The 24,086-nt window shown below is 71.6% G+C and carries 22 protein-coding genes and 1 tRNA gene; 9 read left to right on the top strand and 14 right to left on the bottom strand.

Translation table 11 applies throughout. From position 1 onward, the window contains the following. Positions 1 to 33: 33 nt before the first annotated feature. Positions 34 to 2,454, top strand: coding sequence for an FHA domain-containing protein (locus J8M50_RS50385; RefSeq protein WP_078480802.1), 2,421 nt, complete (start codon positions 34 to 36; stop codon positions 2,452 to 2,454). A gap of 142 nt (positions 2,455 to 2,596) precedes the next feature. Here J8M50_RS50385 and J8M50_RS09760 read toward each other — a convergent pair whose 3' ends face one another. Next, on the bottom strand, positions 2,597 to 3,508 hold the full coding sequence (locus J8M50_RS09760) for a methyltransferase domain-containing protein (RefSeq protein WP_223786186.1): 912 nt from the start codon (positions 3,506 to 3,508) through the stop codon (positions 2,597 to 2,599). Positions 3,509 to 3,591: 83 nt separating this feature from the next. On the opposite strand from J8M50_RS09760, the gene J8M50_RS09755 reads away from it, so the two are divergent. After that, the gene (locus J8M50_RS09755) at positions 3,592 to 4,005 is read left to right on the top strand and encodes a globin (RefSeq protein WP_029183918.1); all 414 of its coding nucleotides are present in this window, start codon (positions 3,592 to 3,594) and stop codon (positions 4,003 to 4,005) included. 10 nt (positions 4,006 to 4,015) lie between these two features. Here J8M50_RS09755 and J8M50_RS09750 read toward each other — a convergent pair whose 3' ends face one another. From J8M50_RS09750 to J8M50_RS09720, 7 genes are all read right to left on the bottom strand, one after another. Then, positions 4,016 to 4,687 carry a DUF8010 domain-containing protein gene (locus J8M50_RS09750; RefSeq protein ID WP_010354162.1) on the bottom strand — a complete coding sequence of 224 codons (672 nt, stop codon included), beginning with the start codon at positions 4,685 to 4,687 and terminating at the stop codon, positions 4,016 to 4,018. Continuing rightward, positions 4,684 to 5,094: an acyl-CoA thioesterase gene (locus J8M50_RS09745; protein WP_010354161.1), complete on the bottom strand. Its 411-nt coding sequence runs from the start codon at positions 5,092 to 5,094 to the stop codon at positions 4,684 to 4,686. Before J8M50_RS09745 ends, J8M50_RS09750 begins: the two co-directional genes overlap by 4 nt. A 2-nt stretch (positions 5,095 to 5,096) precedes the next feature. Further along, positions 5,097 to 6,761 carry an energy-dependent translational throttle protein EttA gene (ettA, locus tag J8M50_RS09740; protein ID WP_010354160.1) on the bottom strand — a complete coding sequence of 555 codons (1,665 nt, stop codon included), beginning with the start codon at positions 6,759 to 6,761 and terminating at the stop codon, positions 5,097 to 5,099. Positions 6,762 to 6,927: 166 nt separating this feature from the next. Then, a complete protein-coding gene (locus J8M50_RS09735) occupies positions 6,928 to 8,325 on the bottom strand; it encodes a TQXA domain-containing protein (RefSeq protein ID WP_029183917.1) in 1,398 nt (465 codons plus the stop codon). A gap of 292 nt (positions 8,326 to 8,617) precedes the next feature. Then, the gene (locus J8M50_RS09730; protein ID WP_010354158.1) at positions 8,618 to 9,049 is read right to left on the bottom strand and encodes a single-stranded DNA-binding protein; all 432 of its coding nucleotides are present in this window, start codon (positions 9,047 to 9,049) and stop codon (positions 8,618 to 8,620) included. A gap of 245 nt (positions 9,050 to 9,294) precedes the next feature. After that, entirely contained in the window at positions 9,295 to 11,214 is a 1,920-nt protein-coding gene (locus J8M50_RS09725; RefSeq protein WP_059047665.1) for a YfjP family GTPase, read from the bottom strand. Between the two features lie 3 nt (positions 11,215 to 11,217). Further along, entirely contained in the window at positions 11,218 to 12,819 is a 1,602-nt protein-coding gene (locus J8M50_RS09720; protein ID WP_010358328.1) for a dynamin family protein, read from the bottom strand. Between the two features lie 315 nt (positions 12,820 to 13,134). On the opposite strand from J8M50_RS09720, the gene J8M50_RS09715 reads away from it, so the two are divergent. Then, positions 13,135 to 13,207, top strand: a tRNA-Arg gene (locus tag J8M50_RS09715). 4 nt (positions 13,208 to 13,211) lie between these two features. Here the strand turns inward: J8M50_RS09715 and J8M50_RS09710 are convergent. Continuing rightward, entirely contained in the window at positions 13,212 to 13,454 is a 243-nt protein-coding gene (locus J8M50_RS09710) for a hypothetical protein (protein ID WP_141655640.1), read from the bottom strand. 80 nt (positions 13,455 to 13,534) lie between these two features. On the opposite strand from J8M50_RS09710, the gene J8M50_RS09705 reads away from it, so the two are divergent. Further along, the gene (locus J8M50_RS09705) at positions 13,535 to 13,786 is read left to right on the top strand and encodes a hypothetical protein (protein WP_010358333.1); all 252 of its coding nucleotides are present in this window, start codon (positions 13,535 to 13,537) and stop codon (positions 13,784 to 13,786) included. A 44-nt stretch (positions 13,787 to 13,830) separates the two neighbouring features. Here the strand turns inward: J8M50_RS09705 and J8M50_RS09700 are convergent, their stop codons facing one another. Both J8M50_RS09700 and J8M50_RS09695 read right to left on the bottom strand, forming a co-directional pair. Further along, positions 13,831 to 15,468: a hypothetical protein gene (locus J8M50_RS09700; RefSeq protein WP_010358334.1), complete on the bottom strand. Its 1,638-nt coding sequence runs from the start codon at positions 15,466 to 15,468 to the stop codon at positions 13,831 to 13,833. A gap of 131 nt (positions 15,469 to 15,599) precedes the next feature. After that, the gene (locus J8M50_RS09695) at positions 15,600 to 17,666 is read right to left on the bottom strand and encodes an ATP-binding protein (RefSeq protein ID WP_162947362.1); all 2,067 of its coding nucleotides are present in this window, start codon (positions 17,664 to 17,666) and stop codon (positions 15,600 to 15,602) included. An 86-nt stretch (positions 17,667 to 17,752) separates the two neighbouring features. Between J8M50_RS09695 and J8M50_RS09690 the strand changes: the two genes are divergently transcribed. Next, complete coding sequence (locus tag J8M50_RS09690) at positions 17,753 to 18,178, top strand: hypothetical protein (protein ID WP_010358336.1); 426 nt, start codon at positions 17,753 to 17,755, stop codon at positions 18,176 to 18,178. A gap of 66 nt (positions 18,179 to 18,244) precedes the next feature. On the opposite strand, the gene speD is transcribed toward J8M50_RS09690, so the two are convergent. Beyond that, on the bottom strand, positions 18,245 to 18,625 hold the full coding sequence (gene speD / locus J8M50_RS09685; protein ID WP_010358337.1) for an adenosylmethionine decarboxylase: 381 nt from the start codon (positions 18,623 to 18,625) through the stop codon (positions 18,245 to 18,247). Positions 18,626 to 18,981: 356 nt separating this feature from the next. Between speD and J8M50_RS09680 the strand changes: the two genes are divergently transcribed. From J8M50_RS09680 to J8M50_RS09665, 4 genes are all read left to right on the top strand, one after another. Further along, positions 18,982 to 20,835, top strand: a complete 1,854-nt coding sequence (locus J8M50_RS09680; RefSeq protein WP_010358339.1) for a GNAT family N-acetyltransferase — start codon at positions 18,982 to 18,984, stop codon at positions 20,833 to 20,835. Beyond that, the gene (locus tag J8M50_RS09675) at positions 20,832 to 21,956 is read left to right on the top strand and encodes an HAD-IIIC family phosphatase (RefSeq protein ID WP_010358340.1); all 1,125 of its coding nucleotides are present in this window, start codon (positions 20,832 to 20,834) and stop codon (positions 21,954 to 21,956) included. Before J8M50_RS09680 ends, J8M50_RS09675 begins: the two co-directional genes overlap by 4 nt. Further along, positions 21,953 to 22,249: an acyl carrier protein gene (locus J8M50_RS09670; protein WP_010358341.1), complete on the top strand. Its 297-nt coding sequence runs from the start codon at positions 21,953 to 21,955 to the stop codon at positions 22,247 to 22,249. The genes J8M50_RS09675 and J8M50_RS09670 overlap by 4 nt, the downstream gene beginning before the upstream one ends. Positions 22,250 to 22,332: 83 nt before the next feature. After that, positions 22,333 to 22,623, top strand: a complete 291-nt coding sequence (locus J8M50_RS09665; protein WP_010358343.1) for a chaplin — start codon at positions 22,333 to 22,335, stop codon at positions 22,621 to 22,623. A gap of 79 nt (positions 22,624 to 22,702) precedes the next feature. Here the strand turns inward: J8M50_RS09665 and J8M50_RS09660 are convergent, their stop codons facing one another. Together J8M50_RS09660 and J8M50_RS09655 are read right to left on the bottom strand one after the other, a co-directional pair. Then, entirely contained in the window at positions 22,703 to 23,566 is an 864-nt protein-coding gene (locus J8M50_RS09660; protein WP_010358344.1) for a tyrosinase family protein, read from the bottom strand. Next, the gene (locus J8M50_RS09655; RefSeq protein WP_010358346.1) at positions 23,550 to 23,963 is read right to left on the bottom strand and encodes a tyrosinase family oxidase copper chaperone; all 414 of its coding nucleotides are present in this window, start codon (positions 23,961 to 23,963) and stop codon (positions 23,550 to 23,552) included. The genes J8M50_RS09660 and J8M50_RS09655 overlap by 17 nt, the downstream gene beginning before the upstream one ends. Positions 23,964 to 24,086: the final 123 nt, after the last annotated feature.

Here is a 24,086-nt window from a genome sequence, read left to right as displayed (position 1 = left end):
GCGACACAGGTAAGGAAAGGGGGACGCGCCGACATGCCGACCTGCCCGAACGGACACCAGTCGGGTTCCGACGACTGGTGCGAGGTCTGCGGTCACCGCATGGCCGGTGCCGTACCTCCGCCTCCACCGCCGCCGCCTCCGCCGCCCGGCGGATACGGCTTCCCTCCGCCGCCGGGTCAGCCGGGCGGTCCCGGGGGACCCGGTGGCCCCGGTGGAGGCCCTGGTGGCGGGCGCCACCTCTCCGCCGTACCCGGCCAGGAGGCCGAGCTGTGCCCGCAGTGCCGGACGCCCCGCGAAGGGGGCGCGCCGTTCTGCGAGGAGTGCCGGTGGAACTTCCTGACGAACACGGCTACGTCGTACACGCCGGCCGCGCCTCGTCCGTCGAACTCGCCGGGTGGCGGGTTCGGAGGGGCGGGGGGAGCGGGGGGCTACGGCGGACCTGGGGGTCCTGGTGGGCCTGCGGGTCCCGGTGGGCCTGGCGGGTCCGGGGGGCCTGGTGGCTTCGGGGACTCCGGCCGACGGGGTGGGCCTGGCGCGGGTGACTTCGGTGGACCCGGTGCTGGTGGGCCTGGCTCTGGTGGCGCCGGTGGTTTTGGTGGCCCCGGCGGGTCCGGTGGACCTGGCTCCGGTGGTCCCGGTGCCGGTGGTCCCGGAGGTGCTGGTGGCTTCGGCGGTCCCGGTGGGTCCGGTGGGCCTGGCGGTTCCAGCGGCTTCGGTGGGTCCGACGGTTTTGGTGATTCCGGCCGACCCGGTGGGCCCGGTGGAGGCAGCGGCTTCGGCGGACCTGGTGGGTCCGGCGGGCCTGGCAACCCCGGTGGGCCCGGCGGCCCCGGCAGGGCTCGTGGCTTCGGCGGGACCGAAGGCTCCGGTGCGCCCGGCGGCTACAGCGGTCCCCCTACGACCGGCGGCCCCGGCAACTTCGGCGGTCCCGGTGGGCAGGGTGGCTCCGGCGCGCCCGGCATACCCGGTGGCCCCGGTGCACCCGAGGGTCCCGGTGGACCCGGCGGCGCCGGTGGCCCCGCCGGTGCGCGCTACCCCGCCCCTTCCTACGGCAACGGTGACTCCTTCGACTACCAGGGCTCCAGCCCGTCCCGCGTGAACCGTCCCGCCGAACCGATTCCCTTCGGCGGCGAGCCCTCGGGTTCCACCGGCGCACCGCCGTTCGGCGGACGGCCGGGAGGTCCCCCGCCGACGTCGGGCGGCGGCTTCGGCCGCGACGCCGGTACGGGGACGGGGGCCCCAGGGTCGACCGGTCCCGGCGCCTTCGGGGGCCGGGAGGGGTCGCCGGGGTCCGGCGGACCGGGCGGAGCCGGTGGCTTCGGTGGACGCGAGGCGCAGAACCCGAACGGTCCGGGCGGACCCTTCGGCGGACGTGAGGGAGCAGGCCCCGGCGGAGCCGGTGCCTTCGGCGGACGCGAAGCCTCGGACCCGAACGGCCCCGGCGGACCCTTCGGCGGACGCGAAGCCTCCAACCCCAGCGGCCCCGGCGGACCTTTCGGCGGACGTGAGGGAGCAGGCCCCGGCGGGCCCGGTGCCTTCGGCGGACGCGAAGCCTCAGACCCGAACGGCCCCGGCGGACCCTTCGGCGGACGCGAAGGAGCCGACGACTTCGGCAGCCGCAGCGGCGCCCCCGCAGGCCTGTTCAGCGGCCGGGACACCACAAGCCCCGGCGGACAGTTCCCCGGCCGCGACGGCAACCCGGCGGGCACCCCCGGCGGGTTCGGCGCACCCGGCGGCCCTGGTGGACCGGGTAACCAGGGCGGACCCGGCGGCCCCGGCGGCCAGAACGGCCCCGGCACCCCCAACCCCTTCGGCGACCCCTCACGCCCAGGCCCGAACGGCCCCGGCACAGCAGGCTCCCCCCAGGCATTCCAGCAGGCAGGCGCAACAGCCCCGCCAAGGTTCCCCCAACAGGGCAACCCCACCGGCGCAGGTTCCCCGCCCGGCCCCGCGTTCGGCGGCGCCGAGGACGACTGGGTCATCTCCCCCCCGACCTCCGGCACCCCCGGCGGCGGCTACGGCTACCCCCAGCCCGGCTCAACCCCGGGCGGCACCTGGATGGCAACGGTAGGCCCCGACCGCGACTACTTCATGGCGATGATGCAGCGCTCGGGCCCCGAGGCAGCAGGCCTGAACCTCCCGGCCTACTCCCCGGAACAGCAACGCACCCTCACGGGCAACCAGGTAACGATCGGCCGCCGCCGCCACTCCACGGGCGAAACCCCGGACATCGACCTCTCGGTCCCCCCGGAGGACCCCGGCGTCTCCCACCAACACGCGGTCCTGGTCCAACAACCGGACGGCACCTGGGCGGTAGTGGACCAGAACTCCACAAACGGCACCACGGTGAACAACGGCGAGGAACCGATCCAGCCCTTCGTCCCGATCCCGCTGCAAGACGGCGACCGGGTACACGTAGGAGCCTGGACAACGATCACGATCAGACGCGGCTAACAAAACAAAACCCCACAACGAGTACGTGGCTGCTGCCGACCCCCGGCACCAGCCACGTCTTTTTAGGGGCGCGGGGAACTGCGCGATCAACCACAACGCACCCGCACCCGCCACACACCCAAACCCACCACCCCCGTAGGCATCACCGCAGCACCCACGAACAAGCCCCACCCGGCGAATCCAGCCAAGCCCAAACCCTCCCACCCTCCACGCTCACCCCAAACCGCTCCCGCCCAGGCCGCCCCTCCCTCTCCCACACCTCATACGCCTCCCCCGCCCCCACCACCCCCTCCACCAACCCAGCCATGAACCGAAACCCCTCCTCCCCCTCCACCTCCACCCCTTCCCGCCGCTCCCCCACCCCCCTCAGCTGCACAAAATAAGCAGGCGTCCCCAAAAACCTCCCCTCAGCCCGCCCCTCCCCCACCACCCGCAACAACACCAACCCCGACGCAACCGGCACCAGAATCCGCCCCCCGACCCGACACTGCCGCACCCAGGCCTCAGGCACGGTACGAACCCCACAAGTCGCGACGACACGATCGTACGGAGCCCCCTCGGGCACCCCCCGAGCCCCGTCCCCCACCACAACCGTCGGCCGACACCCCGCATCGGCGAGATGCCGCCGAGCAGACTCCACAATCTCCGGCTCAAGATCGACACTGACCACCCCCCGATCCCCCAGCCGATGAGCCAGCAACCCGGCGTTGTACCCACTCCCGGCCCCCACCTCAAGCACCCGATCCCCGTCCCGCACATCAAGGGCAACCAGCATCAGAGCCATGAGCGACGGCTGACTACTGGACGAAACCAGCTCCCCGTCCCGCACCCGGGTAGCAAGCGGCACATCCTCATAAACCCCCCGCCACCACCGCTCCCGCACCCGAGGATCGGGATCCTCCTTCCACACCCGCCGATACCCACCCACCCCGGCGACGTAGAAATAGGGCACGAACAGATGCCGAGGCACGGCAAGAAACGCCTCCCGCCACAACGGCTCCCCGGCGAACACCCCGCTCTCCTCGACGACCCGCACCAGCTCCCGCACACCCATCCCCCCACTGTGACCCGAAACAGCGCCCCCGGCGAACAGACGAGGTCCTAGGCCTAAGGTCCTGGTCCCACCGATCTGAGACCATGGGAGGCGTGAATGAGATCCGGCGCGGCACACTCCAGGAGCAGACCTTCTACGAGCAGGTCGGCGGCGAGGAGACCTTCCGCCGTCTGGTCCACCGTTTCTACGAGGGCGTGGCCGAGGACCCGATCCTGAAGCCGATGTACCCGGAGGAGGACCTGGGCCCGGCGGAGGAGCGCCTGACGCTGTTCCTGATGCAGTACTGGGGCGGCCCGACGACGTACAGCGACAACAGGGGCCACCCGCGCCTGCGGATGCGCCACGCGCCGTTCACGGTGGACAGGGCGGCGCACGACGCATGGCTGAAGCACATGAGGGACGCGGTGGACTCGCTGGACCTCTCGGAGGACCACGAGGCGACGCTGTGGAAGTACTTGACGTACGCGGCGGCGTCGATGGTCAACGCCCCCGAGTAGCCACGGCAGTTCAGCGCACGCTGAGCCCGAAGTCCCCAAGTCCCGCACGCCGTACGGCGATCGACCCGTACTCCGTGCGCAGCCGCAGCCACGCCCCGGAGGAGAAGAGGCTCACGTCCGGGCCGGCGGGCCGCAGGAACCCAAGCGCCTGGGCGGCGTGAACGGCCCGCAAGGGAAGGGGAGTTGCCCCGACCGTACGCGACCAGATCTCCCGCCCGATCCGGTCCAGCTCGGCCCGGGTACGCTGCTCGGCCGCCAACTCCTCGCTGCGGCGCCGGAATTCACCGACGACCCCGGCGACGAGGTCCCGCAGCTCGGCGACGCCGGGCAGGCCGGCCTCGGTGCGCCAGCCCCCCTTGGGAGGCAGAACTCCGGCCCAGGGAGGCCCGGTCACCGCCCCCGGCACCCCGAGGACGGACGCGTTCTCGTCGACGCCCTCCAGCAACTCCCCTGCGGAGACGGTGACATCGAGGCTCGCGTCGAGCCCGTCCTCGTACGGCTTCGCGAGCCGCACGGCCCGTACCGCGAGAACTTCGAAGGACGGCGGCCGGCCGAAGACCGCGAGCGCGGTGCCGGCCGCCTGGAGACGGACGGCCGCGCCGCGGTCGTAGTGGAGCAGCCGGGAGAGGAAGGCGGCGAGGTCGGACGCCTCCCCCTCGTCGGCGAGATGGAGCACCGTCATGCGGCGACGGCCCCCTGCGGGTCGTCGCGGTACTCCGCCAGGAACTCCCGCTCCTCCGCGGTGAGCCGGCGGGGCCGCTCCGTCTCGAAGTCGAACGGGACGATGACGGTGGCGGCGCGGACGTACACGACGTCCTCGTCCTTCACCTCGTAGCTCACGGTGAAGGACGCGGCCCGTATCTCGGTGACCCACAGCTCGATGGTGACCGGCGCGTGCCGGTGGACCAACTGCCGTTTGTAGTCGACCTCGTGGCGCGACACCACCGACCCCTGCTGGAAGTTCTTGTCGGGACGGAACAGGAAGTCGATGCGCGCTTCCTCCAGGTAGCGGAGGAAGACCACGTTGTTGACGTGGCCGTAGGCGTCCATGTCCGCCCAGCGCAGGGGGCAGTGGTAGATGTGCCGCAAGGTCAGCCCCGGGTCAGCTTCTTGTAGGTGGCGCGGTGCGGGCGCGCGGCGTCGGCGCCGAGCCGCTCGACCTTGTTCTTCTCGTAGGACTCGAAGTTGCCCTCGAACCAGAACCACTTGGACTCACCCTCGTACGCGAGGATGTGCGTGGCGACCCGGTCGAGGAACCAGCGGTCGTGGGAGACGACCACGGCCGCGCCCGGGAACTCCAGGAGCGCGTTCTCCAGCGAGGAGAGCGTCTCGACGTCGAGGTCGTTGGTCGGCTCGTCGAGGAGCAGCAGGTTGCCGCCCTGCTTGAGGGTGAGCGCGAGGTTGAGGCGGTTGCGCTCACCGCCGGACAGGACGCCGGCGGCCTTCTGCTGGTCGGGGCCCTTGAAGCCGAACGCGGAGACGTACGCGCGCGAGGGCATCTCGACCTGGCCGACGTTGATGTAGTCCAGCTCGTCGGAGACGACGGCCCACAGCGACTTCTTGGGGTCGATGTTCGCGCGGCTCTGGTCGACGTACGAGATCTTGACGGTCTCGCCGACCTTGATCGTGCCGGAGTCGGGGGTCTCGAAGCCCTGGATCATCTTGAACAGGGTCGTCTTGCCGGCGCCGTTCGGGCCGATGACGCCGACGATGCCGTTGCGCGGGAGCGTGAAGCTGAGGTCGTCGATGAGGACCTTGTCGCCGAACGCCTTGGTCAGGTTGTTGACCTCGACGACGATAGAGCCCAGGCGCGGGCCCGGCGGGATCTGGATCTCCTCGAAGTCCAGCTTCCGCATCTTGTCGGCCTCGGCGGCCATCTCCTCGTACCGGGCGAGGCGCGCCTTCGACTTGGCCTGGCGGCCCTTCGCGTTGGACCGCACCCACTCCAGCTCTTCCTTGAGCCGCTTCTGGCGCTTGGCGTCCTTCTGGCCCTCGACCTTGAGGCGGGTGGTCTTGGTCTCCAGGTACTTGGAGTAGTTGCCCTCGTAGCCGTGCAGCCGGCCGCGGTCGACCTCGCAGATCCAGCCCGCGACGTTGTCGAGGAAGTACCGGTCGTGGGTGACGGCGACGATGGTGCCGTCGTACTTGGCGAGGTGCTGCTCCAGCCAGTTCACCGACTCGGCGTCGAGGTGGTTGGTGGGCTCGTCGAGGAGCAGCAGGTCGGGGGCTTCGAGCAGCAGCTTGCACAGCGCGACGCGGCGCTTCTCGCCACCGGACAGGTTGGTGACCTGCCAGTCGCCGGGCGGGCAGCCCAGCGCGTCCATCGCCTGCTCCAGCTGGGCGTCGAGGTCCCACGCGTTCGCGTGGTCCAGCTCCTCCTGGAGCTTGCCCATCTCGTCGAGCAGCGCGTCGCTGTAGTCCGTCGCCATGAGCTCGGCGATCTCGTTGAACCGGTCGAGCTTGCCCTTGACCTCGGAGACGCCTTCCTGGACGTTCTCCAGGACCGTCTTCTCCTCGTTCAACGGCGGCTCCTGCAACAGGATCCCGACCGTGTACCCCGGCGACAGGAACGCGTCCCCGTTCGACGGCTGGTCGAGCCCCGCCATGATCTTCAGGATCGTCGACTTACCGGCCCCGTTCGGCCCGACCACACCGATCTTCGCGCCGGGGAGGAAGTTCAGCGACACGTCGTCAAGGATGACCTTGTCGCCGATCGCCTTGCGCGTCTTGCGCATGGTGTAGATGTACTCAGCCAAGAGAAACCGTCCGGCAACTTGAGATCTGGCAGTGGGCAGATACACCCCATCTTGCCGTACGTCCATCCCTCCGAGGAAACGTGTTGGCGGGGGGTGGGGTGAGCTGGGGCTCCCCCTCCGACTGCGGGTGACGACCGCGTCACCGTACGTCGCCTCCCCGGTCCTCCTACGCCCCCTGGTTCTTCCGGGCCGACAGCACCAGTGCCGTCCCCCCGATGAGCACCAGGCCGATGGCGGTCCCGGCGATGAGTGGGGTCGTGCTGTCCGTGCCCGTTGCCGCGAGGTTCGTCGGGGTGGCCGGGAGGACTGTCGCGGGCGTGGGGTCGCTGAGGGTCTGCGTTGCGAGGTTCGACGTCGTGCGGGACTGGGTCTTGCAGTCGAGGATGCCGGTGAAGCGGGGGGCCGCGCCCTGGGGCGTCGTCAGCGTGAAGTCGTAGAGCTGGTCCTCCTGGAGGGGGACCGTGAAGGTGCGGGTCTCGCCCGCGCCGACCGTGTATTCCGCCGTGAGCAGCGCGAACGTGTACGGCTGGTCGCCCTTGTTCGACGCGGTGATGTCGAGGCCGCCGCGCAGACAGTCCCGGGAGGCCGACAGCGCGGGCACCGCCCCCACCTCGGCCCAGCTGGCCACCGCGCTCGCGGACACCGTCGACTCACTGGACCCCGCGAGGATCTGCGTCTGGCTGCGCCCCTCGGAGACGAACGCCCGCCCGACGGGCACGGTCGTCGACGCCTGGAGCGTCACCTGCGCGGACCCGGCGGGCGCCTCGGCCGGCACCTTGAAGTACAGCCGGCTCCCGTCGCGGGCGGAGGTCACCGCCTCCCCGTCCGCGTCGACGACCTTGACCCCGCTGATCGCGGCGTCCGGCGGCGGCGCCACGGACACGGTCCCGGCGTCGGTGTGCACGGTCACCGGCCCGAGCAGCTCCCCGGGCTTGCCGGAGACGGCCGGGACGTCGACGGTCAGGGACGCCGACGGCTCGGCGGCGTCGCGGGCGGCCTTCTCCAGATAGTCGGCGAGCTGCCGCGCCTGCGGATCGACCGCGTCGACGTCAGCCCCGTCCGAGTACCGCCAGATCGCCACCTGCGTACCGGCCGCCGCGTCCTGCTCGGTGAGCCCGCTCTTGATCCCGGCCTTCTGGGCGAGCGAGGCGAGGTCGTTGACCTGTGGATAGGAGTTCTGGAGGATCCACCCGATCTGCCCGGCCCGCTTGTTGGCGGCCAGCGACGTCCCGCTCCACGCGGCCTCGTGGTACTTCGCGTCCTTCTGGGTGGGGTTGTAGACGTCGACGCAGTACGTCTGGAGCATCCCCCCGCCGTCGACGGACATCTCGAACAGCCCCGCCGGGATCTCCTGGTCGCCGCTCTCCTCGTGGAGCACCGCGCTGCCATAGACCTTCAGTCCGCCGATGGTCGCGGTCGCCCCGCCCTGCGCCTGCGCACCCGCAGCGGCGGCGGCCGTACCCGCGCTGGCCAGGACCCCGGCGGCGGCGAGACCGGACACCAGGGTCACCGCCGCGAGGCGGCCGACCCCTCGGGCGAACGGCACAGTGATCGAAGAAAGCACGCAATTCCCCTTCGAGCGGGACCCGTTGACGTGGGGGACGGGGTCCCACCAGCAGAATCGGAAGCCACAAGGGCCATGTCGCGCATCCTAGAGAGAGCGACGCGGCCCCTTTCCCCGTCGGATCATCGGGCAACCGATCCGAATCGGAATCGTTATCCCAAGATCGCTTCGACAAGCCGGAAACCCGGGCTTATCGACAAATCAACGCTCTTTCACGGCAGTTGACCCACTCCCACGGGAGGCGTGATCCGCCGATAAGCCCCGCCCCGGCTTCTTCAGGCGCCTCTCGACCTCACGCCACGCTCACCGGCTCCCGCTCCGCCGGCACCTCCCACTCCGGCTCCGGCCGCCCGCCCGCCGGCTCCGCCTTGGCCGCGCGGACGAACGCCGAGGTGCCCCGCGCCAGATCGTGTCCGATCGCCGACGCGTCGATGTCGGCGGACGTCCAGTTCTGCCCGTCCCGCAGGTCCGACCGCACTTTCAGCCTCCCCTGCACGACCACCGGATCCCCCACCGACAGCGACGCCGCCACGTTCACGGCGAGCTGCCGGTTGGCCCACACCGTGAAGAAGTTGGTGTGCCCGTCCACCCACTCGTTCTTCTCCCGGTCCCAGTACCGCGCGGTCGCCGCCAGCCGGAACCGCGCCGAGGCACCGCCCGCGAGCTCCCGGAAGACGGGCTGCGTCGCGACGTTCCCCACCGCGCACATCGTGACCTCGTTCATCGCTCACCCCTTGTCTGTCACGCGCCGACCACGCCGTTCGTGATCGCCGCGGAACCAGACTGGACCGGCCGCGAAAACCCCGCCGAGCCCTGTGGACGACGCCCGGCCTGTGGACAACTCCGTCACCCGATCGAGCGACCCCACGTCACGCCACCTGTGGATCACCTGCACGGATCACCCTCCGTGAACACCACGAAGCGGCGGCACCGACACCCACCGGCATCGGCACCGCCGCCCGACTTCACCTACCGGCCCGCCACCCCCACGACCCTCCCGTACTGCTCCCGCACCTCCCGGTACCGCAGCAGCTCCGCCGCCACCGGATCGAGCACCCGAGCCCGCCCGCACCCGGCAGCCGCCTCCCGCAACCGCCGCTCGGCGTCCTGCCCGTACCGCCGAGCCGGCCCCCGCGCCGCCATCCGGCAGCTCCACTCGACGAGCGGCCCGCCGATGATCCCGGCGACCATCAGCAGCACCGGCACCCCGAGGTTGGGAGCCATGACCCCGGCGATCTGCGCGACCAGCCACAGCCCCCCGACGAGCTGAAGGACCGTCATGGACGCCTGGGCGAACACGGCGACGGGCCACCAGCCAGGCCGGGGCGGACGCCCCGGCGGCAGCCCCGTGCGCGCGGCAAGGTCGTCGAGCGCCTCGGGAAGCCCCTGCGAACCCCGCACGGCGGCCTCGCGCACGGCGAGCGCCCAGGGCCCCGGCAGCCCCGAGGACGCCCGGTCGGCGACCGTACGGACCGCCTGTTCCACGCGCTGGCGCGCGGTCGCCTCCTCGTCCATCTGCGCGCGCACGGGCAGCCGCCCGGTCGGCGGGTCGCGCCGGTCCTGGTGCCAGCGCCACAGCCGCAGCCACGGCGTCCCGCACGCGCGGTTCGCGTTGCGCAGCCACGCGCGCTCGGCGGCGTCCCCGGCGGCACTCGCGCCGACGGCGTCCGCGAGACGGGCGGCGAACTCGTCGCGCGCCTCCTCGGTGAGCCCCGCGCGCCGCGCGGGCGCGTAGACGGACCGCAGCCGCGCGGCGGCGGCGTCGACGTCGGCGGCCACCCTGCGCGCGGGCGCCTCGCGTTCGGCGACGAACTGTCCGAGCAGCTCGCGCAGTTCCGGTACGCCGTCCCCGCTGAGCGCGGACAGACCGAGGACCCTCGCGCCGGGCTCGCCGTACTCGCCGAGCGCGATGCCGTCCTCGTCGAGGAGCCTGCGCAGGTCGTCGAGGACGAGTTCGGCGGCCTCGCCGGGGAGCCGGTCGATCTGGTTGAGGACGACGAACATGACCTCGGCGTGGCCCGCCATGGGCCGCAGGTAGCGCTCGTGGATGACGGCGTCGGCGTACTTCTCCGGGTCGACGACCCAGATGACGGCGTCCACCAGGGCCAGGACCCGGTCGACCTGCTCGCGGTGCAGGGTGGCGGCCGAGTCGTGGTCGGGGAGGTCGACGAGGACCAGACCGCGCAGCTGCGCCTCGGCCTCGGGGCTCTGCACGGGGCGCCTGCGCAGGCGCCCGGGGATGCCCAGGCGGTCGATGAGGCCCGCCGCGCCGTCGCTCCAGCTGCATGCGATCGGCGCGGACGTGGTGGGCCGCCGTACACCCGTCTCGGAGATCGTGACGCCGGCCAGGGCGTTGAAGAGCTGGGACTTGCCGCTGCCGGTGGCGCCGGCGATGGCGACGACGGTGTGCTGGCCGGAGAGTCTGCGGCGGGCCGCCGCCTCGTCCAGGACGCGGCCGGCCTCGGCGAGGGTCTTGCCGTCCAGGCGCGCGCGCGAGAGGCCGACGAGTTCCCTGAGGGCGTCCAGCCGGGACCTGAGGGGGCCGTCGTAGGCGAGGGGAGCGGAGGAGAGGGGGCCGGTGACGCGGGGTTCCGGGGCGGGGGGTTCGGGGTCGCCCGCGTTGACGCGGCGGGCGATGAGACCGTCGTCCCAGGAGATGGCGTCGGGGTCGGCGGGGGGTGCGCCCTTGGCGGAATCGTCGTCCTTGAGGAGGCCGTTCTGGAGGCTGCTCTCAGGGACGTCGTTTCTGTCATCGCCCTCCTTGGGGGCGCCGTTCCCGACAATTTCGTTCACGGGACCCCCGTTCCCGAGGTCGTCGAGGTCTTCCGGAGCCCCGTCCGTACCCGTGGGCCCCTGCTCGTGTTCCTGATGGTCCGTGACGGCGGTCATCCGTCACCTCTCCTTCTGCAGTACGGACAGCGCGGCGATCAGTTCGGCCTGCGGTTCGGCGTGGACGTCGAGCCCTTCGAGGGGGGCGAGGCGGCGCTCGCGTTCGGTGGTGACGACCCGGTCGAGATGGGCGGTGAGGAGGCGGCCTCCCCGGTCGCGCAGGCGCAGCGCACCGTGTGCGCCGAGGCGTTCGGCGAGCCCCTCTCCGGCGGAGCGCGCGCGCCGGCCGCCGAGGAGGGCGGTGGCGACGAGGGCGGCGACGGACTCGGGGTCGGGCGCGGAGCCCCGGTCGAGGTCGCGCACCTCGTCCTCGGCGTACTCCTCCAGTTCGCGCCGCCAGCGCCGTACGGCGAGGCCGATGCGGTGTTCGGCGCTCTCCAGGTCGGGGTCGCGGTCGTCGAAGTGGCCGGCGGCGGGTTCGCGGCGCCAGGCGTCGGCGACGCGTTCGTCGGCGGCGGTGACGGCGCACAGCAGGAGGGCCGCCAGGGACTCCACAAGGGCGTCCAGGAGCTCTCCGGGGGTGCAGTCGAGGGGGAACGCCCGCCAGCGCTTGAGAGCGTCTCCTGCGAGCACCGCGCCGCTCTGGAGGCGCCCGCGCACCCGCGCGTACTCGTTGTCGTACGCGGTGTCGACGGCGGCGGTCAGCCGCAGCGCGGCGGCGTACTGGGCGGCGGCGGCGCCCGCAAGTTCGGGCATGCGGGACTTGAGGGAGTCGAGGACGCCGTGGGCGGTGCGGGCCATCGCGCGGTGGCGGGCGCCGGGGTCCTGGGCGTGCTGGACGAGCCAGGTGCGCAGGGCGGCGACGGCGGTGGCGGGCAGCAGGCCGCCGCCCCAGGCGGACTCGGGGAGTTCGGGGACGGTGAAGCGCGGCACCTCGCCGAGCCCGGCCTTGGCGAGCAGGGCGCCGTACTGGCGGGAGACCTCGGAGACGACCTGGTGGGGGACCCGGTCGAGGACGGCCACCAGGGTCGCGTCGTACTCCTTCGCCGTACGCAGCAGGTGCCAGGGGACGGCGTCGGCGTAGCGGGCGGCGGTGGTGACCATGATCCAGACGTCGGCGGCGCAGATCAGCTGGGCCGCGAGGGAGCGGTTCTCGGCCACCAGGGAGTCGATGTCGGGGGCGTCGAGGAGGGCGAGGCCGGCCGGAAGGGTGTCGGCGGTCTCGACGCGCAGCACGTGCCGGCCGTCCTCGCCGGTCGGGAGGAGGTCGTCGGAGGGTTCCTGATGGGGTACCCACGCGCGCGTGAGGCCGGGCAGTACGCGCATGCCGCTGAACCAGTGATGGTCCTCGGGGTGGCAGACGAGTACGGGGGTACGGGTGGTCGGCCGCAGCACCCCCGCCTCGCTGACGCGGTGCCCCACCAGGGAGTTGACGAGGGTGGACTTGCCGGCCCCGGTGGAGCCGCCGATGACCGCGAGGAGCGGCGCTTCGGGGGCTCTGAGCCGGGGCACCAGGTAGTCGTCGAGCTGGGCGAGGAGTTCGTCGCGGTTGGCACGCGCGCGTGGCGCCCCCGCCAGGGGCAGCGGGAAGCGTGCGGCGGCGACACGGTCGCGCAGGGCGGAGAGTGCGTCGAGCAGCTGAGGCCGTACGTCCAAGGTCACCACATGCGAAGAATGCCCAATTTCAGGTGATTTCTGAAGCACATAGGGATGTCTGCGCGCCGACTGGACACAGGGGACGGAAGGGACGACCGGGACAAGAGCGCACCCCAGGCATAACGAGTGCACAACACCCGGCGCTCCAGGCCCGAAAAGCGATGCACGATTCGCACCTGCCTGCGATTATCAGGACCGCTTCACCGAACCTCCACATCGAGCCACGGAGGGGAAGCAACCAGGACAAGGAGCCGGGAGCCCTATCCTTGTCCCCGGCAACGTCCCGACGGCCCCACCAGGTCCCGGCACACCGCCGACCACCCGGCCCCCGTAGCTCAGTGGATAGAGCAGGCGCCTTCTAAGCGCTTGGCCGCAGGTTCGAGTCCTGCCGGGGGCGCCCCTCAGAAAGCTGGCGGCGTCATCGTCTCCGCCACCATCGTCTTCCCCTTGCTTTTCCGAGGCGCCGCCTCGGGCTGTCCGCCGGGGAGGATCCCCGCCAAATCGGCGATGTCTCCCATGCTGCCACCGGTCAGCGTCACCCGATAGATGGCCAGTTCTGGCCTGTGGCCGTAGCGGATCTCCAGCCGCAGCACCTCGAACAGGCGGCGAGGAACTCGCCCCGGCTGGCTCCAGCCCCTCCTCACCCACCTCAAAAACCTGATGGACCCCAAGCCCGCCACTTCCGCGACATCGTCCGCCGGCAACAGGACACCACCGTCTTCGAGTGGTTCCTGGAGTTCGACTTCGGCTCCTGGTCACCGCCTCCGGCGCCGACGAGTTCCCCGGGCTGTGCACCAGCCGGTGGATCACCGACCCGGCCGCGGCCAGCGCCGACCTCTCCCTGCCGGCCATCTCCCAGCGCCTGTTCGGCGGCGCCCCCTCCCACCGCTGGGGCTTCGAACTCGACGGGACGACGCCCCCGCACACGGACACCTCAGGTCTGCCGACCGAACTGGACCTCCTGCTCCACACCTGAATCGGATGTGACGCCGGGCGGGCGGGCGAGGCGCCCCAGACCCGTCACACCCCGTCGAGGGCACCCCTCGTCGCGCCCCGCGTGAACGCGACCCGCACCCTCCCCCGCCCCGTCCGGATCACCAGCCCTCGCACCAGCTCCGCCCCGCTGTGCCCCTCCGTCAGCCACAAGTGGAGGGCGGCGCCCAGGAGGAGGGGGTCCAAAGTCGGCCGAAGACCGCCCCAGGGGCGTTCGGTGTACGCCTCGAAGAGGGTGTCGCGCAGATGCACAACGGCCGAGAAGCCGTCGATCCGGGCAACCAGGACGTCGGCGCCGAGGACCCCGGACGCCTTGCTCAGGCACCAGTCCGCCGGTGAGGGCTCCGAGACGGGCACCGTGCGGGCGATCACCTCGGCGCTCTGGAACCACGCGTGGTGGACGCACTCAGCCGCAACCGCGTAAAAGCCGTCCCCCTCCTTCACCCGCTCCCGCACCATCGGCCGCCGCCGGACGTCGACCGAGCCGTCGGACAGCACCGTGCCGGTGACGGCGTACGCCAAAGGCGGCACCCCCCGCTCCAGCAAAGGCTCAGGAACAGGCGACGGCCCCGGTGCCCGCCGAGGCACGGGAACCCCCCGATGCTCCAAGAACTCGTACAACCGCCGCTGCGTCCGCTCCCCCGACTTCTCCACATCCGCAAGCTGACTGTCGACGACGGGCCGCAGCACACCAGGCTCGTACTCCCGTTCCGCGCGCAGGAGTTGCCCATACAGGTCACCCGAAGGATCGAGGCGGGGCGCGGTGGCGGCGAAGGCCGCGGCCGGGGACGCGGGGTCGAGTTCGTCGAGGCCGGTGGCGGCGAGGAGGGTGGGCCGGTCCTGGGCGGCGGAGTAGAACGTCGTACTGCCGTGATCGCCGATCACCACATCGCAGGCCACGATCGCCGCACGCCAGCCCTCGTGGGGCGGAATGACCATCAGCCCCGCGTTCATGGCCTCGCGAAGGCGCTCCAGAAGGGCGGCGCGGGTGTGTCTGGCCCACACATTGGGGTGGAAGACGGCGGCGACGGCGAACTCGTCGGCGGGCAGCGCGGCGACGAGGTCGAGGGGCAGGCGGGGATGGCGGCCGAGCAGCGAGTGCTCGCTCCACGTGGAGTGCAGGACGACAAGCCGCCGCCCGTCGGTGACGCCGAACCGGGCGCGGTAGCAGTCGCGTTGGGCCTCGCTGTCCCGGATCCGCTGGGCGCACCAGTCGCCGATCACCTCGGCACGCGGCACCGCCTCGGGGCAGGTCTCCAGCAGCCGGACGAGCTGATCGGGATGCGAGACCCCGATCGCGGCGGGAATCACCTTGCCCCGGTGCGTCAACTCCCGCCGGGACAGCCCCGCCGGGGACGTCGCGTCCCCCGTCGACTCACTGACCAGCCGGTTGTACCCGGCGCCGTGCGGCATCACCATCAGCGGCGCGTCGAGCCGCCGCATCGTGGGGTGCACGGCGCAGGCGACGGCGAGTTGGAAGGTGCGCCGCGTCGCCTCCTCCCACGTCAGCACGCGCGCCCCCGCCACGGACACCAGGTACTCGTGCAGCCCGTCCGCGAAAGCCGAGCCGGGATTCACCGTGTAGTACTTCTCGATGCCGTCCTCGACCCGCAGCAGCTCCATCACGTCGAGCACCCGCGTCGCCGAGGTCAGCGTGCGCGCCACCCCCAACACCTCCGCCCTGGGCGGCGGTTGGGTGTCCCAGCGGGACCGGGCACGCGGCGGACGCGGACGGCGGAACACGGACAACGGGCTTCTCCAGTACGGCGGTTGCGGGGTCGGCGGACGTACTCGCTCTACGGCCTCACTCCGACGTTCCTGCGCAGCTCCCCGAGCTTCGCCTCACAGGCCGCCCGCAACGTCGCGTCGCTCGCGGCCAACTCGGCGAGGACGCCCAGCGCTTGGTCGAACTTGGCGTGCTGCCGGCTCGCGGAGGCCTGCTCGGCGGCACTGACCGCCGCTTCGATCGCGGGGCCGAAGCGCCCGAGGGCGTGCAGGGCTTTCGCACGGACGATGTCGAGCCGCAGCAGCATCCCCGTGTTGTTCTCGCCCACGGCCGTCGCACGCGCCTCGTCGAGCACACCGAGCGCCTCCTGAGCCCGCCCGGCAGCGAGCAGCGCCTGTCCGACGTTGTACGACTGGACGACGATGCCGTGGGTGTCGTTCAGGGACGCGTTGGCCTCAAGTGCCTTGAGGAACAAGGCGTGTGCGTCCTCGTACGCCCCCTCCGCGAGGAAGACGAGCCCCCGGGTCTCCCACAGCACGCCGCTGAGCCGCGCGTCGGTGACCCGGTCGAGCAACTCCCCGGCCGCGTCCAGGACTTGGTGCGCCTCGTCGTACGCGCCCAACTCGTAGTGCGCCCGCGCCAGTTGGTTCCGCATCCGGATCTCGGCGTCGGGCCGCCCGCAGCGCCGGGACGCCGTGATGCCGAGGGTGTGCGCCTCGATGGACTCCAGGTGGTGCTTGCGGCTGTGGTAGAGCGCCCACAGGGATTCGCAGAGCTGCCAGACGGTGTCGTCCCACTGCTGTTCGGCGGCGACCCTCAACAGGGCGAGCAGATTGCCGCGTTCGGCGTCGAGCCATTCGATGGCCTCGGCCTTGTCCGTGAACAGCGCTTCCCTGCCGCTCAGTTCGGCCAGGGAGCGCTCCGGCGGCGACTGGAGCCGGAACCGGCCCGCGCCGAGCACGTGGACATCCGCGTGCGCGGCGGCCTCGACGTAGTAGGCGGCCACGTCCCGCAGGACGGCCGTACGCTCCGCCTCCGGAAGCCCTTGTGCGACCTTGCGCGCGTGCGGCCGGGCGACGTCGTGGAGTTGGAAGCGCACGGGCCGGTCGAGGGACTCGACGACTTCCGCCGAGCGCGCGGAGATGAGCCGGGCCACCGCCCTGCCCGCCTCGGGGACTCCGGCCGCCGTCGCGAGGGAGCCGGTGGCCGTCGTCCCCGGCAGCAGGCCGAACAGCCGGTACAGCAGCCGCGCGGACTCGGGGAGGGACCCGTACATCATGTCGAGCACCGTCGTCACCGCCTCGATCCCGCCCTCGCCCACGCAGAGTTCGGCCACGGCATCGCTCAGGCCGAGGTGGGAGTGCTCGTCCAGCCAGTCGCCGACGACGCCCAGCGCCAGCGGCAACCCGCCGCAGAACCGGACCAGTTCGGCGGCGGCGCCGTCCGCGTCCGTGTCCCGCCACCGGTGGACGAGTTCGACACCGGCCGTCTCGTTGAGCGGGTCGAGGTCGATGAGGACCGCGCCGTCCCTGGCCAGGCCGGACAGGCGGGTCCGGCTGGTGGCCACGAGCAGCCCCGAGGCCGGGACGAGCGGTCTGATCTCGGCCGCCTGCCAGACGTTGTCCACCACGACGAGCGTGTCCTGCCGGGCGGTGATGCTCCGGAAGAGCGCGGCCCGTTCGTCCACCTCGGCCGGGACGAAATCCGGGTGCACCCCCAACGCCCGCAGAAACAGGGCGAGTACGTCGCCGACATCGACCGCGCCGTCCTGCCGTCTGCCCGCGAGGTTCACGTAGAGGTGACCGCCGGGATAGTCGAGCGCGCCTGCGGCCCACCGCGCCACCAGCGCGGTCTTGCCCACTCCGCCGAGTCCGGTCAGCACGACGACCCCCGGGGTACGCGCCGTGCGCAGCGCCCGGGCGACCGAGTCCAGGCGGCCGAGTTCGGCCGTACGGTTGACGAACTGCGGTGTACTGACCGGGACTTGACGAGGCGTCACCTGTGGCGGCCCCGGCGGCAGCGTCAACGACCCCACCCGCTCCGCCATCACGACCGGTCCGAAGAACGTCGCGTTCCCGGAGATCGAGTTGTACGTCGACCCGCTCTCGCCCACCCGCCCACCCTCCCGTTCACCCACGAGTGCCCCAACTTACTACCGTGGTGGCGCAGTCGGCGGTCGTCCCTCTACCGTGAACGGGAGGACGACTTCACAGGGGGACGCGGGTGGAAGCGGAACTGGTGGCACTCGCCGGGACGGGCGCGACGACGATCGTCGGCCTGATGGCCACGGAGGCATGGGACCAGGTGCGGCAGCGGGTCGTCCGGCTCTTCACGCGCGGCGGCGACGGCAGCGCGAACGCCATGGACGACGAACTCACCGCATCCCGCACGGCGTTGGTCGCGGCGCCGGAGGAGGAGACGGCCGACGTCACCGCGTCGGTGAGAATGCGCCTGCGCAGGCTCCTCGCGGAGAACCCCGAGGCGGCCGAGGAACTCCGGCTATTGGTCGAGGAGTTCACCCCCGTGCGCGGCGACAAAGGCGGCTCGACGTACAACACCATCAACGGCGGGATCTACAACAGCCCCGTCGTGATGGGAGGTTTCATCGGGGACACGACCTTCAACAACAACAGCGGCGGCGCGAGCTGAAGCCCGAAGCCGCCGCCACCCGGGCCGCGCCAGAAGCGATCAGCGCGGCCAATGCGGTCAGTACGGTCAGTGCACCGCGCGCAGCATCCGCGTCACATTGATCCGCGTGGGCGAAAGCCCCTGCTCCACGCTCTCCATCATCCGCTCACCGTTGAGACGCCCATACGCGAGCAGGTCGACGTTGGCCAGGTTGAACTCCGGCCACGTGTGGATGCTGAGATGGGAGGCCGAAAGGAGCAGAATCGCAGTGACCGCCCCATTCGGAAACACGTGGGACGCCTCGCCGAGCACCTTGGCGTTTCCCTTTTCGGCGGCTGTCCGGAGCACCTGGAGAAGGCGTTCCTCGTCCGTCAGAATACTGTTGTCGCTCACCCAGACATCGACGGCGTACGAGCACAGATCGTCGACGTCTATACCCTCGGTGGCAAGGCTTTCGGCGTTCGTCATGGGGGACCGGGGAGCGTGACCGAGGTCACCGTCCCCGTCTCCTTTCGCTTGGGTTCTGCGCTGGTCCGCGCGGCCGAACAGGGGAGGTCGCGAGGCCAGTCGCTGGCGCTCGTTGACGCAAGCCTAGCATCAGACGCCCCCTACGGCACTTCGTCCAGTTCGTCAAGAAGGCGGCCCGACGTGACCTGCTTCACTTTATGGAATTCCACCCCGATAAAAGATCAAGGGATTCCCTGGCGGCCCGTAACGAATTCCCGGAGTGAATACCCCCGATATTCCCGCGCATACGCCGAACCCCCGTCCCCTACACTGGATGCCGCCCTGTCCGAAACCCTCCCCCGCCCTGGAGACCCCTGGTGAGTACGGCCGCCGATCGAGTGCTCAGCGAAGTCGCCGCAGCGGTCCGGCTCCAGGAAGGCCCGCCCGGCATCCGCTCGGTGCTGCGGGCGCTGCGCCGCCTGGAACCGGCGTCGACGAAGGAGCTGAGCCGGGCGACGAGCCTGCCGGTCCCGATCGTCGCGGCCGTCGGCAACGAACTGCGCCGCCGCGACCTGGTCACCAAGGAGCGCCCCTCCCGCCTGACCCCGGCCGGCCGCGCGCTCCTGGGCGAGCTGGGCATGGACCTCGCGCTGGACGCCACGTGCACGACGTGCGACGGCCGCGAGCTGGTCATCCCGGACGTGCTCGACGAGGCCGTACGGCGCCTGACCGCGCTGATGGCCGACGGCCCCGCCGCCGACCTCGCGATCGACCAGTCGCACTGCACGCCCGAGACGAAGGTCCGCCGCGTCCTCGCCCTGCTCACCGCCGGCGTCCTGCCGGGCGGCTCGCTGCTGCTGATCGGGGACGACGACCTGGTCTCCCTCGCCGTCGCGGTCGTCGGGGACGTCCTGGGCACGCCGATCGTCGAGCGGGTGACCGTCGTCGACATCTCCGCCGAGATCCTCGGGTACATCCAGGAGGTCGCCGGCACACTCGGCACGCGCGTCGAGACGGTCGAACACGACCTGCGCGAGCCGCTCCCCGAACAGCTGAGGGACCGGTTCGACGTGGCGATGACCGACCCGCCGTACACCCCGGAGGGCGCGCGCCTCTTCCTCTCCCGCGCGGTCGAGGGCCTGCGCCCCGGCGCCGCGCACAGCGTCTTCTTCTCCTTCGGCGGCAAGAGCCCGGACCAGATGCTCGCCGTCCAGCGGGAGATCATGGACCTGGGCCTGGTCACCCACGGCCACATCCGCAACTTCAACGAGTACGAGGGCAGCGGCATCCTCGGCGGAGTCGGCTTCTTCCAGCACCTCCTGACGACGAGTACGACGGCCCCGACGCACACCGGCGACTTCACCGGCCCCCTCTACACCGGCGACAAGCGCACCCGCGCCCGGCGCTACGAGTGCATGTCCTGCGGCACGGTGGTCGAGGTCGGCCCCGGCGCGAAGTGGGCCTCGGTCGGCGCCCTGCGCGCAGAGGGCTGCCCGAACTGCGGCAAGGGCCCTTTCCGGCCGGGGCAGTTGGTACCGGAGACGCCGCAGACACCTACGCCGATCCCGGCGCCCCCCGCCTCGGAGGCCACCGGGCAGCAACAGCAGCAAACGGTTGCTGAAACGCCGACGGCACCGGCGACACCGACGGCGCCCACACCTCTCGCGGCACCCCCGGCACCCCCCGCCAACTCCCCCACCCCCGAAGCCCGCACCGCCCTCACCCACCGCGCCGCCCCCTACCTCACCCGCCAGGCCGCCGAACCCGACCTCCCCGCGATCGGCGAGTTCGAGGCCGAGATCGCCCGCGTCTCCTTCGGCGAGGACGCCATCGACGACCCGGCGGTCTGGTCGGTCCGCCTCGGCAGGGCGATGGAGAAGAACCGCGAGGGCATGATCATCGCGGCGGCCCCGGACGGCGCCCCCGTCGGCTGGTGCTGGATCAGCATCAACACGAACGCGATGACCGGCGACCGCTACGCCAACTTCCGCTCCCTGGCGGTCTCCCCGCTCGACAACCGGGCGGACGTCGCCGAACTCCTCCTCACCGCGGGCCTGGAGTTCTGTCTGGCGAACGGCATCAAGGAGGTCACCGGCCGGGTCCACGTCGGCAACCTCCCGATGCGCACGCTCTACCGCCAGTTCGGCTTCGACCCGACGAGCCTGACGATGAAGCTCAAGTTCCCGACGGGCCCGGCGGGCGACGGCGCAGCCGCAGAGGCCGCCCGGTGACCACGTACGGCCACGTCAAGTGCGTCGTCTGGGACCTCGACGGCACCCTGTGGGACGAGGTCGCGGTCGAGACCCCGACGGACGAACTCCCCACGCCCCGCCCGGAGATGCTCGCCGCGATCGACGCCCTCACGGCCCACGGCGTCCTCAGCAGCATCGCGTCCCGCAGCGCGCCGACGGTCCTGGACCGCCTCGCGCAGAAGCTCCCGGAGGTGCACGCCCGCTTCCTGTCCCCCCAGGTCTCCTGGCAGGACAAGAGCGTCGCCCTGCGCCGGATCTCCGAGGAACTCGGCATCGCCACCGACTCGTTGCTCCTCGTCGACGACTCCCCGTACGAACGCGCCGAGGTCGAGGCCCTGTTGCCCGGCGTCACCACCCTCGCCCCCGAGGAACTCCCCCTCCTGCTAGCGGAGTTGGAGGGCAAGGAGGTCACCCCGGAGTCCCGTTCCCGCGTCGACCGCTACCGCACGGAGGCGGTCCGCCGCGCGGAGGGCGACCGCTTCGAGGGCACCCGCGAGGAGTTCCTCGCCTGGTGCGACATGCGCCTCACGATCGGCCCGGCCGCCCCGGACGACATCCCCCGCGCCCTCGAACTCGCCGCCCGCACCCACCGGTTGAACTCCTCGGGCCTCTCCCCGCAGCAGCTCGGCGAACTGGTCGCCGCCCCCCGGAACACGCTCCACACCGCCCGCATGTCCGACCGCTTCGGCGACTACGGCATCATCGGCGCCGCCCTCGTCGACCACTCGGTGCCGGACACCTGGTCGGTCCCCCTCCTCGCGCTGTCCTGCCGGGTCGCGGGCCGGGGCGCGGCGGCGGCGTTCCTGATCCGGCTGATGGAGAAAGCGCGCGGAAACGGCGTACACAACTTTTCCGTGACCCTGCGCCCGACGGACGCGAACCTGGAGATGCGGATCCTGCTGCGGCAGGCGGGGCTGCGCAGGACGGAAAGCGGGGAGCAACCGCTTGCGGCAAACTCCGCCGAGCAGGCCACCCCCGTACTCACCCGCTCCCTCACCGGCGACCTCCCCCAGCCCCCCGCCTACCTCCACCTCACGCAGCCCCCCGAAACCGCGACCCCCGAGACCGCGCCCTCCGAGACAGAGACCTCCGCACCATGACCGACACCGCCCCCGGCACCTCCCCCGGCACCGACGTCGAGCGCGAGATCCGCGCCCTGGTCGCCGAGGCCACCCGCCTCGACCCCGACTACCTCGCCGCCCTCCCCGCCGACACCGAACTCTTCGGCCCCCAGATCGCGTTGACCTCGCTGGCCGGCGTCGCCCTGCTCGCCGCGGTCAAGAAGCGGTACGGCGTGGACGTGGCCGATCTGGACATCGGCCTGGACAGCCTGGAGTCGATCGGGACCCTGGCACAGTTCGTCACTCGGGTGATCCACCCGGACGCGCCGTGACCCGTTCGCGCCGCTGACGTTAACGGGGAGTGCGGTCGGCGAACCCTTGCCGTCGTACGTACCGAGTCAGTGAGGAGAACGTGATGTCTCGCATCGCGAAGACCGCGGCCGTAGTGCTCAGCACGTCCGCGGTGATCATCGGCGGCGCCGGTCTGGCCATGGCGGACGCGGACGCGCAGGGCGCGGCTGTCGGCTCGCCCGGCGTCCTGTCCGGCAACGTGGTCCAGGTCCCCGTCAACGTCCCGGTGAACCTGTGCGGCAACACCGTGAACGTGATCGGTCTGCTGAACCCGGCCTTCGGCAACACCTGCGTGAACGACGGCCACGGCGGCCCGAAGCACGGTGGTGGCTACGGCGGCGGCTACGGCGGCTGACGCTCCGTCACCTTCCGTACCTGCGCGAGAGAACCCCGGCTCCTCCGAGCGCCGGGGTTTTCCCGTGTCCTCAACTCCCTTACGCGTAGCGGTAGATGCGGCTGACGTCCTCCAACTGGTCCGGCGTCATGTCCCACGGCGGCAACTTCTCGCCCCGGGCCACGATCCGCCCCCGCTGGTCCCCCGACTCCGGCTGTTTCGCCGGGAGATAGCGGTGCTGCGCGTGGCGTTTCTGCCAGCGGTACCAGAGCAGGTCGATGAAGGCGTGGTGCAGCCAGAACACCGGGTCGTTGACGGAGGCGCCGCCCAGCATCACCCCGCCGACCCAGCGGTGCACGCGGTTGTGGTTGCGCCACGAGACGCTGCCCCGCCCGGTCCCCCACCCCTCCAGCTTGTTGCGGAACCCCTTGGTGACCGTCGAGTCCCAGGGCGCGGTGTCGTAGACAGGGTCCGACATCGCCCACTCCAGCTCGTCCTTCGTGGGCAGCTCGATCGGGTCGCGGGCCCGCCCGAGGTCGCGCGTGAGGAAGTCCTCGTCGGTGATGTTCTCGTGGAGCGTCCAGTTGCCCGACCCGTACGCGAACGGCCCTGTCGTCACCTGCCGGTCGCCGGGGCGGCCGTTGCCGCCGAGCAGATCCGCCGTCCAGGGCGCCGACTTGGCGGTGCGGTCGCGCGTCCAGTCCCAGTACGGCACGGTCACCGAGTCGTCGACCTTGCGCAACGCCCGCTCCAGCTCCAGCAGGAAGCGCCGGTGCCAGGGCAGGAAGGAGGGCGCCATGTGGGCCGTACGCAGGCCCTCTTCGCCGTCGGAGACGTAGAAATCGATGTGCATGCGCACGAACTCGTCGTACTCCCCCCGGCGTTTGACCTCCAGGAGCGCCTTCACGAAGCGTTTTCGCTCGGCCGCCGTGAGGGTGCTGACGTCTTTACGCGTGTAGGCCATGGTGTCCCCCCACCTCCTTGAGCTGTTCCCCTGGGCTGAGTTCGTCGACGGCGGCGCGCGCGGCCTCCAGCGGGGTGTCGTACGAGCGGTAGTGGTCGATCATGCTCAGCCAGGTGCCGTCGGCGCGGCGCATGAGGTGCAACGGCCGTCCGTCGACGGTGACTTGCCACGAACCCTCGCCCGAGCGGCCGGTCTTCGCCGGCATGCCCTGGAGGTGCCGCCCCCGGTACATCTCGTCGAACCCCGGCCCGGGGTCCACGTTCCTGAACCCCCGCGAGGCGACGAGCAGCGGGGTGACGGCGGCGACCGCACCCACCCCGATCAGCCCCCGCAGCAGCGCCCGCCGCCCGGGTCTCGCCACCGCCACCGAACCCCTGCCCACACCGACGACCGCCATGCTCGACTCCTCCTCCGGTTTCCGTTGTCACAGCGGTAACCGCGAAGGGGGTCGGGGAGTCACGGCGTACGGCGGCCCGGGGCCGTCCACCGCCCCGGGCCGCCGCAGGAAAGTTGTGCAACC

This window comes from Streptomyces acidiscabies (assembly GCF_020010905.1).
Taxonomy (GTDB): Bacteria; Actinomycetota; Actinomycetes; order Streptomycetales; family Streptomycetaceae; genus Streptomyces; species Streptomyces acidiscabies.
Note: the sequence above shows the minus strand (reverse complement) of the source record. Positions and strands in the feature narration are given on the sequence as shown.

Excerpts from the sequence above, each read along its gene's own strand:
- J8M50_RS09760 (WP_223786186.1), bottom strand. The coding sequence starts at position 3,508 with ATGGGTGTGCGGGAGCTGGTGCGGGTCGTCGAGGAGAGCGGGGTGTTC.
- J8M50_RS09725 (WP_059047665.1), bottom strand. The coding sequence starts at position 11,214 with ATGACCGCCGTCACGGACCATCAGGAACACGAGCAGGGGCCCACGGGT.
- J8M50_RS09655 (WP_010358346.1), bottom strand. The coding sequence starts at position 23,963 with ATGGCGGTCGTCGGTGTGGGCAGGGGTTCGGTGGCGGTGGCGAGACCC.
- speD (WP_010358337.1), bottom strand. The coding sequence starts at position 18,625 with ATGACGAACGCCGAAAGCCTTGCCACCGAGGGTATAGACGTCGACGAT.
- J8M50_RS09660 (WP_010358344.1), bottom strand. The coding sequence starts at position 23,566 with ATGGCCTACACGCGTAAAGACGTCAGCACCCTCACGGCGGCCGAGCGA.
- J8M50_RS09730 (WP_010354158.1), bottom strand. The coding sequence starts at position 9,049 with ATGAACGAGGTCACGATGTGCGCGGTGGGGAACGTCGCGACGCAGCCC.
- J8M50_RS09670 (WP_010358341.1), top strand. The coding sequence starts at position 21,953 with ATGACCGACACCGCCCCCGGCACCTCCCCCGGCACCGACGTCGAGCGC.
- J8M50_RS09750 (WP_010354162.1), bottom strand. The coding sequence starts at position 4,687 with ATGACGGTGCTCCATCTCGCCGACGAGGGGGAGGCGTCCGACCTCGCC.
- J8M50_RS50385 (WP_078480802.1), top strand. The coding sequence starts at position 34 with ATGCCGACCTGCCCGAACGGACACCAGTCGGGTTCCGACGACTGGTGC.
- J8M50_RS09665 (WP_010358343.1), top strand. The coding sequence starts at position 22,333 with ATGTCTCGCATCGCGAAGACCGCGGCCGTAGTGCTCAGCACGTCCGCG.
- J8M50_RS09755 (WP_029183918.1), top strand. The coding sequence starts at position 3,592 with ATGGGAGGCGTGAATGAGATCCGGCGCGGCACACTCCAGGAGCAGACC.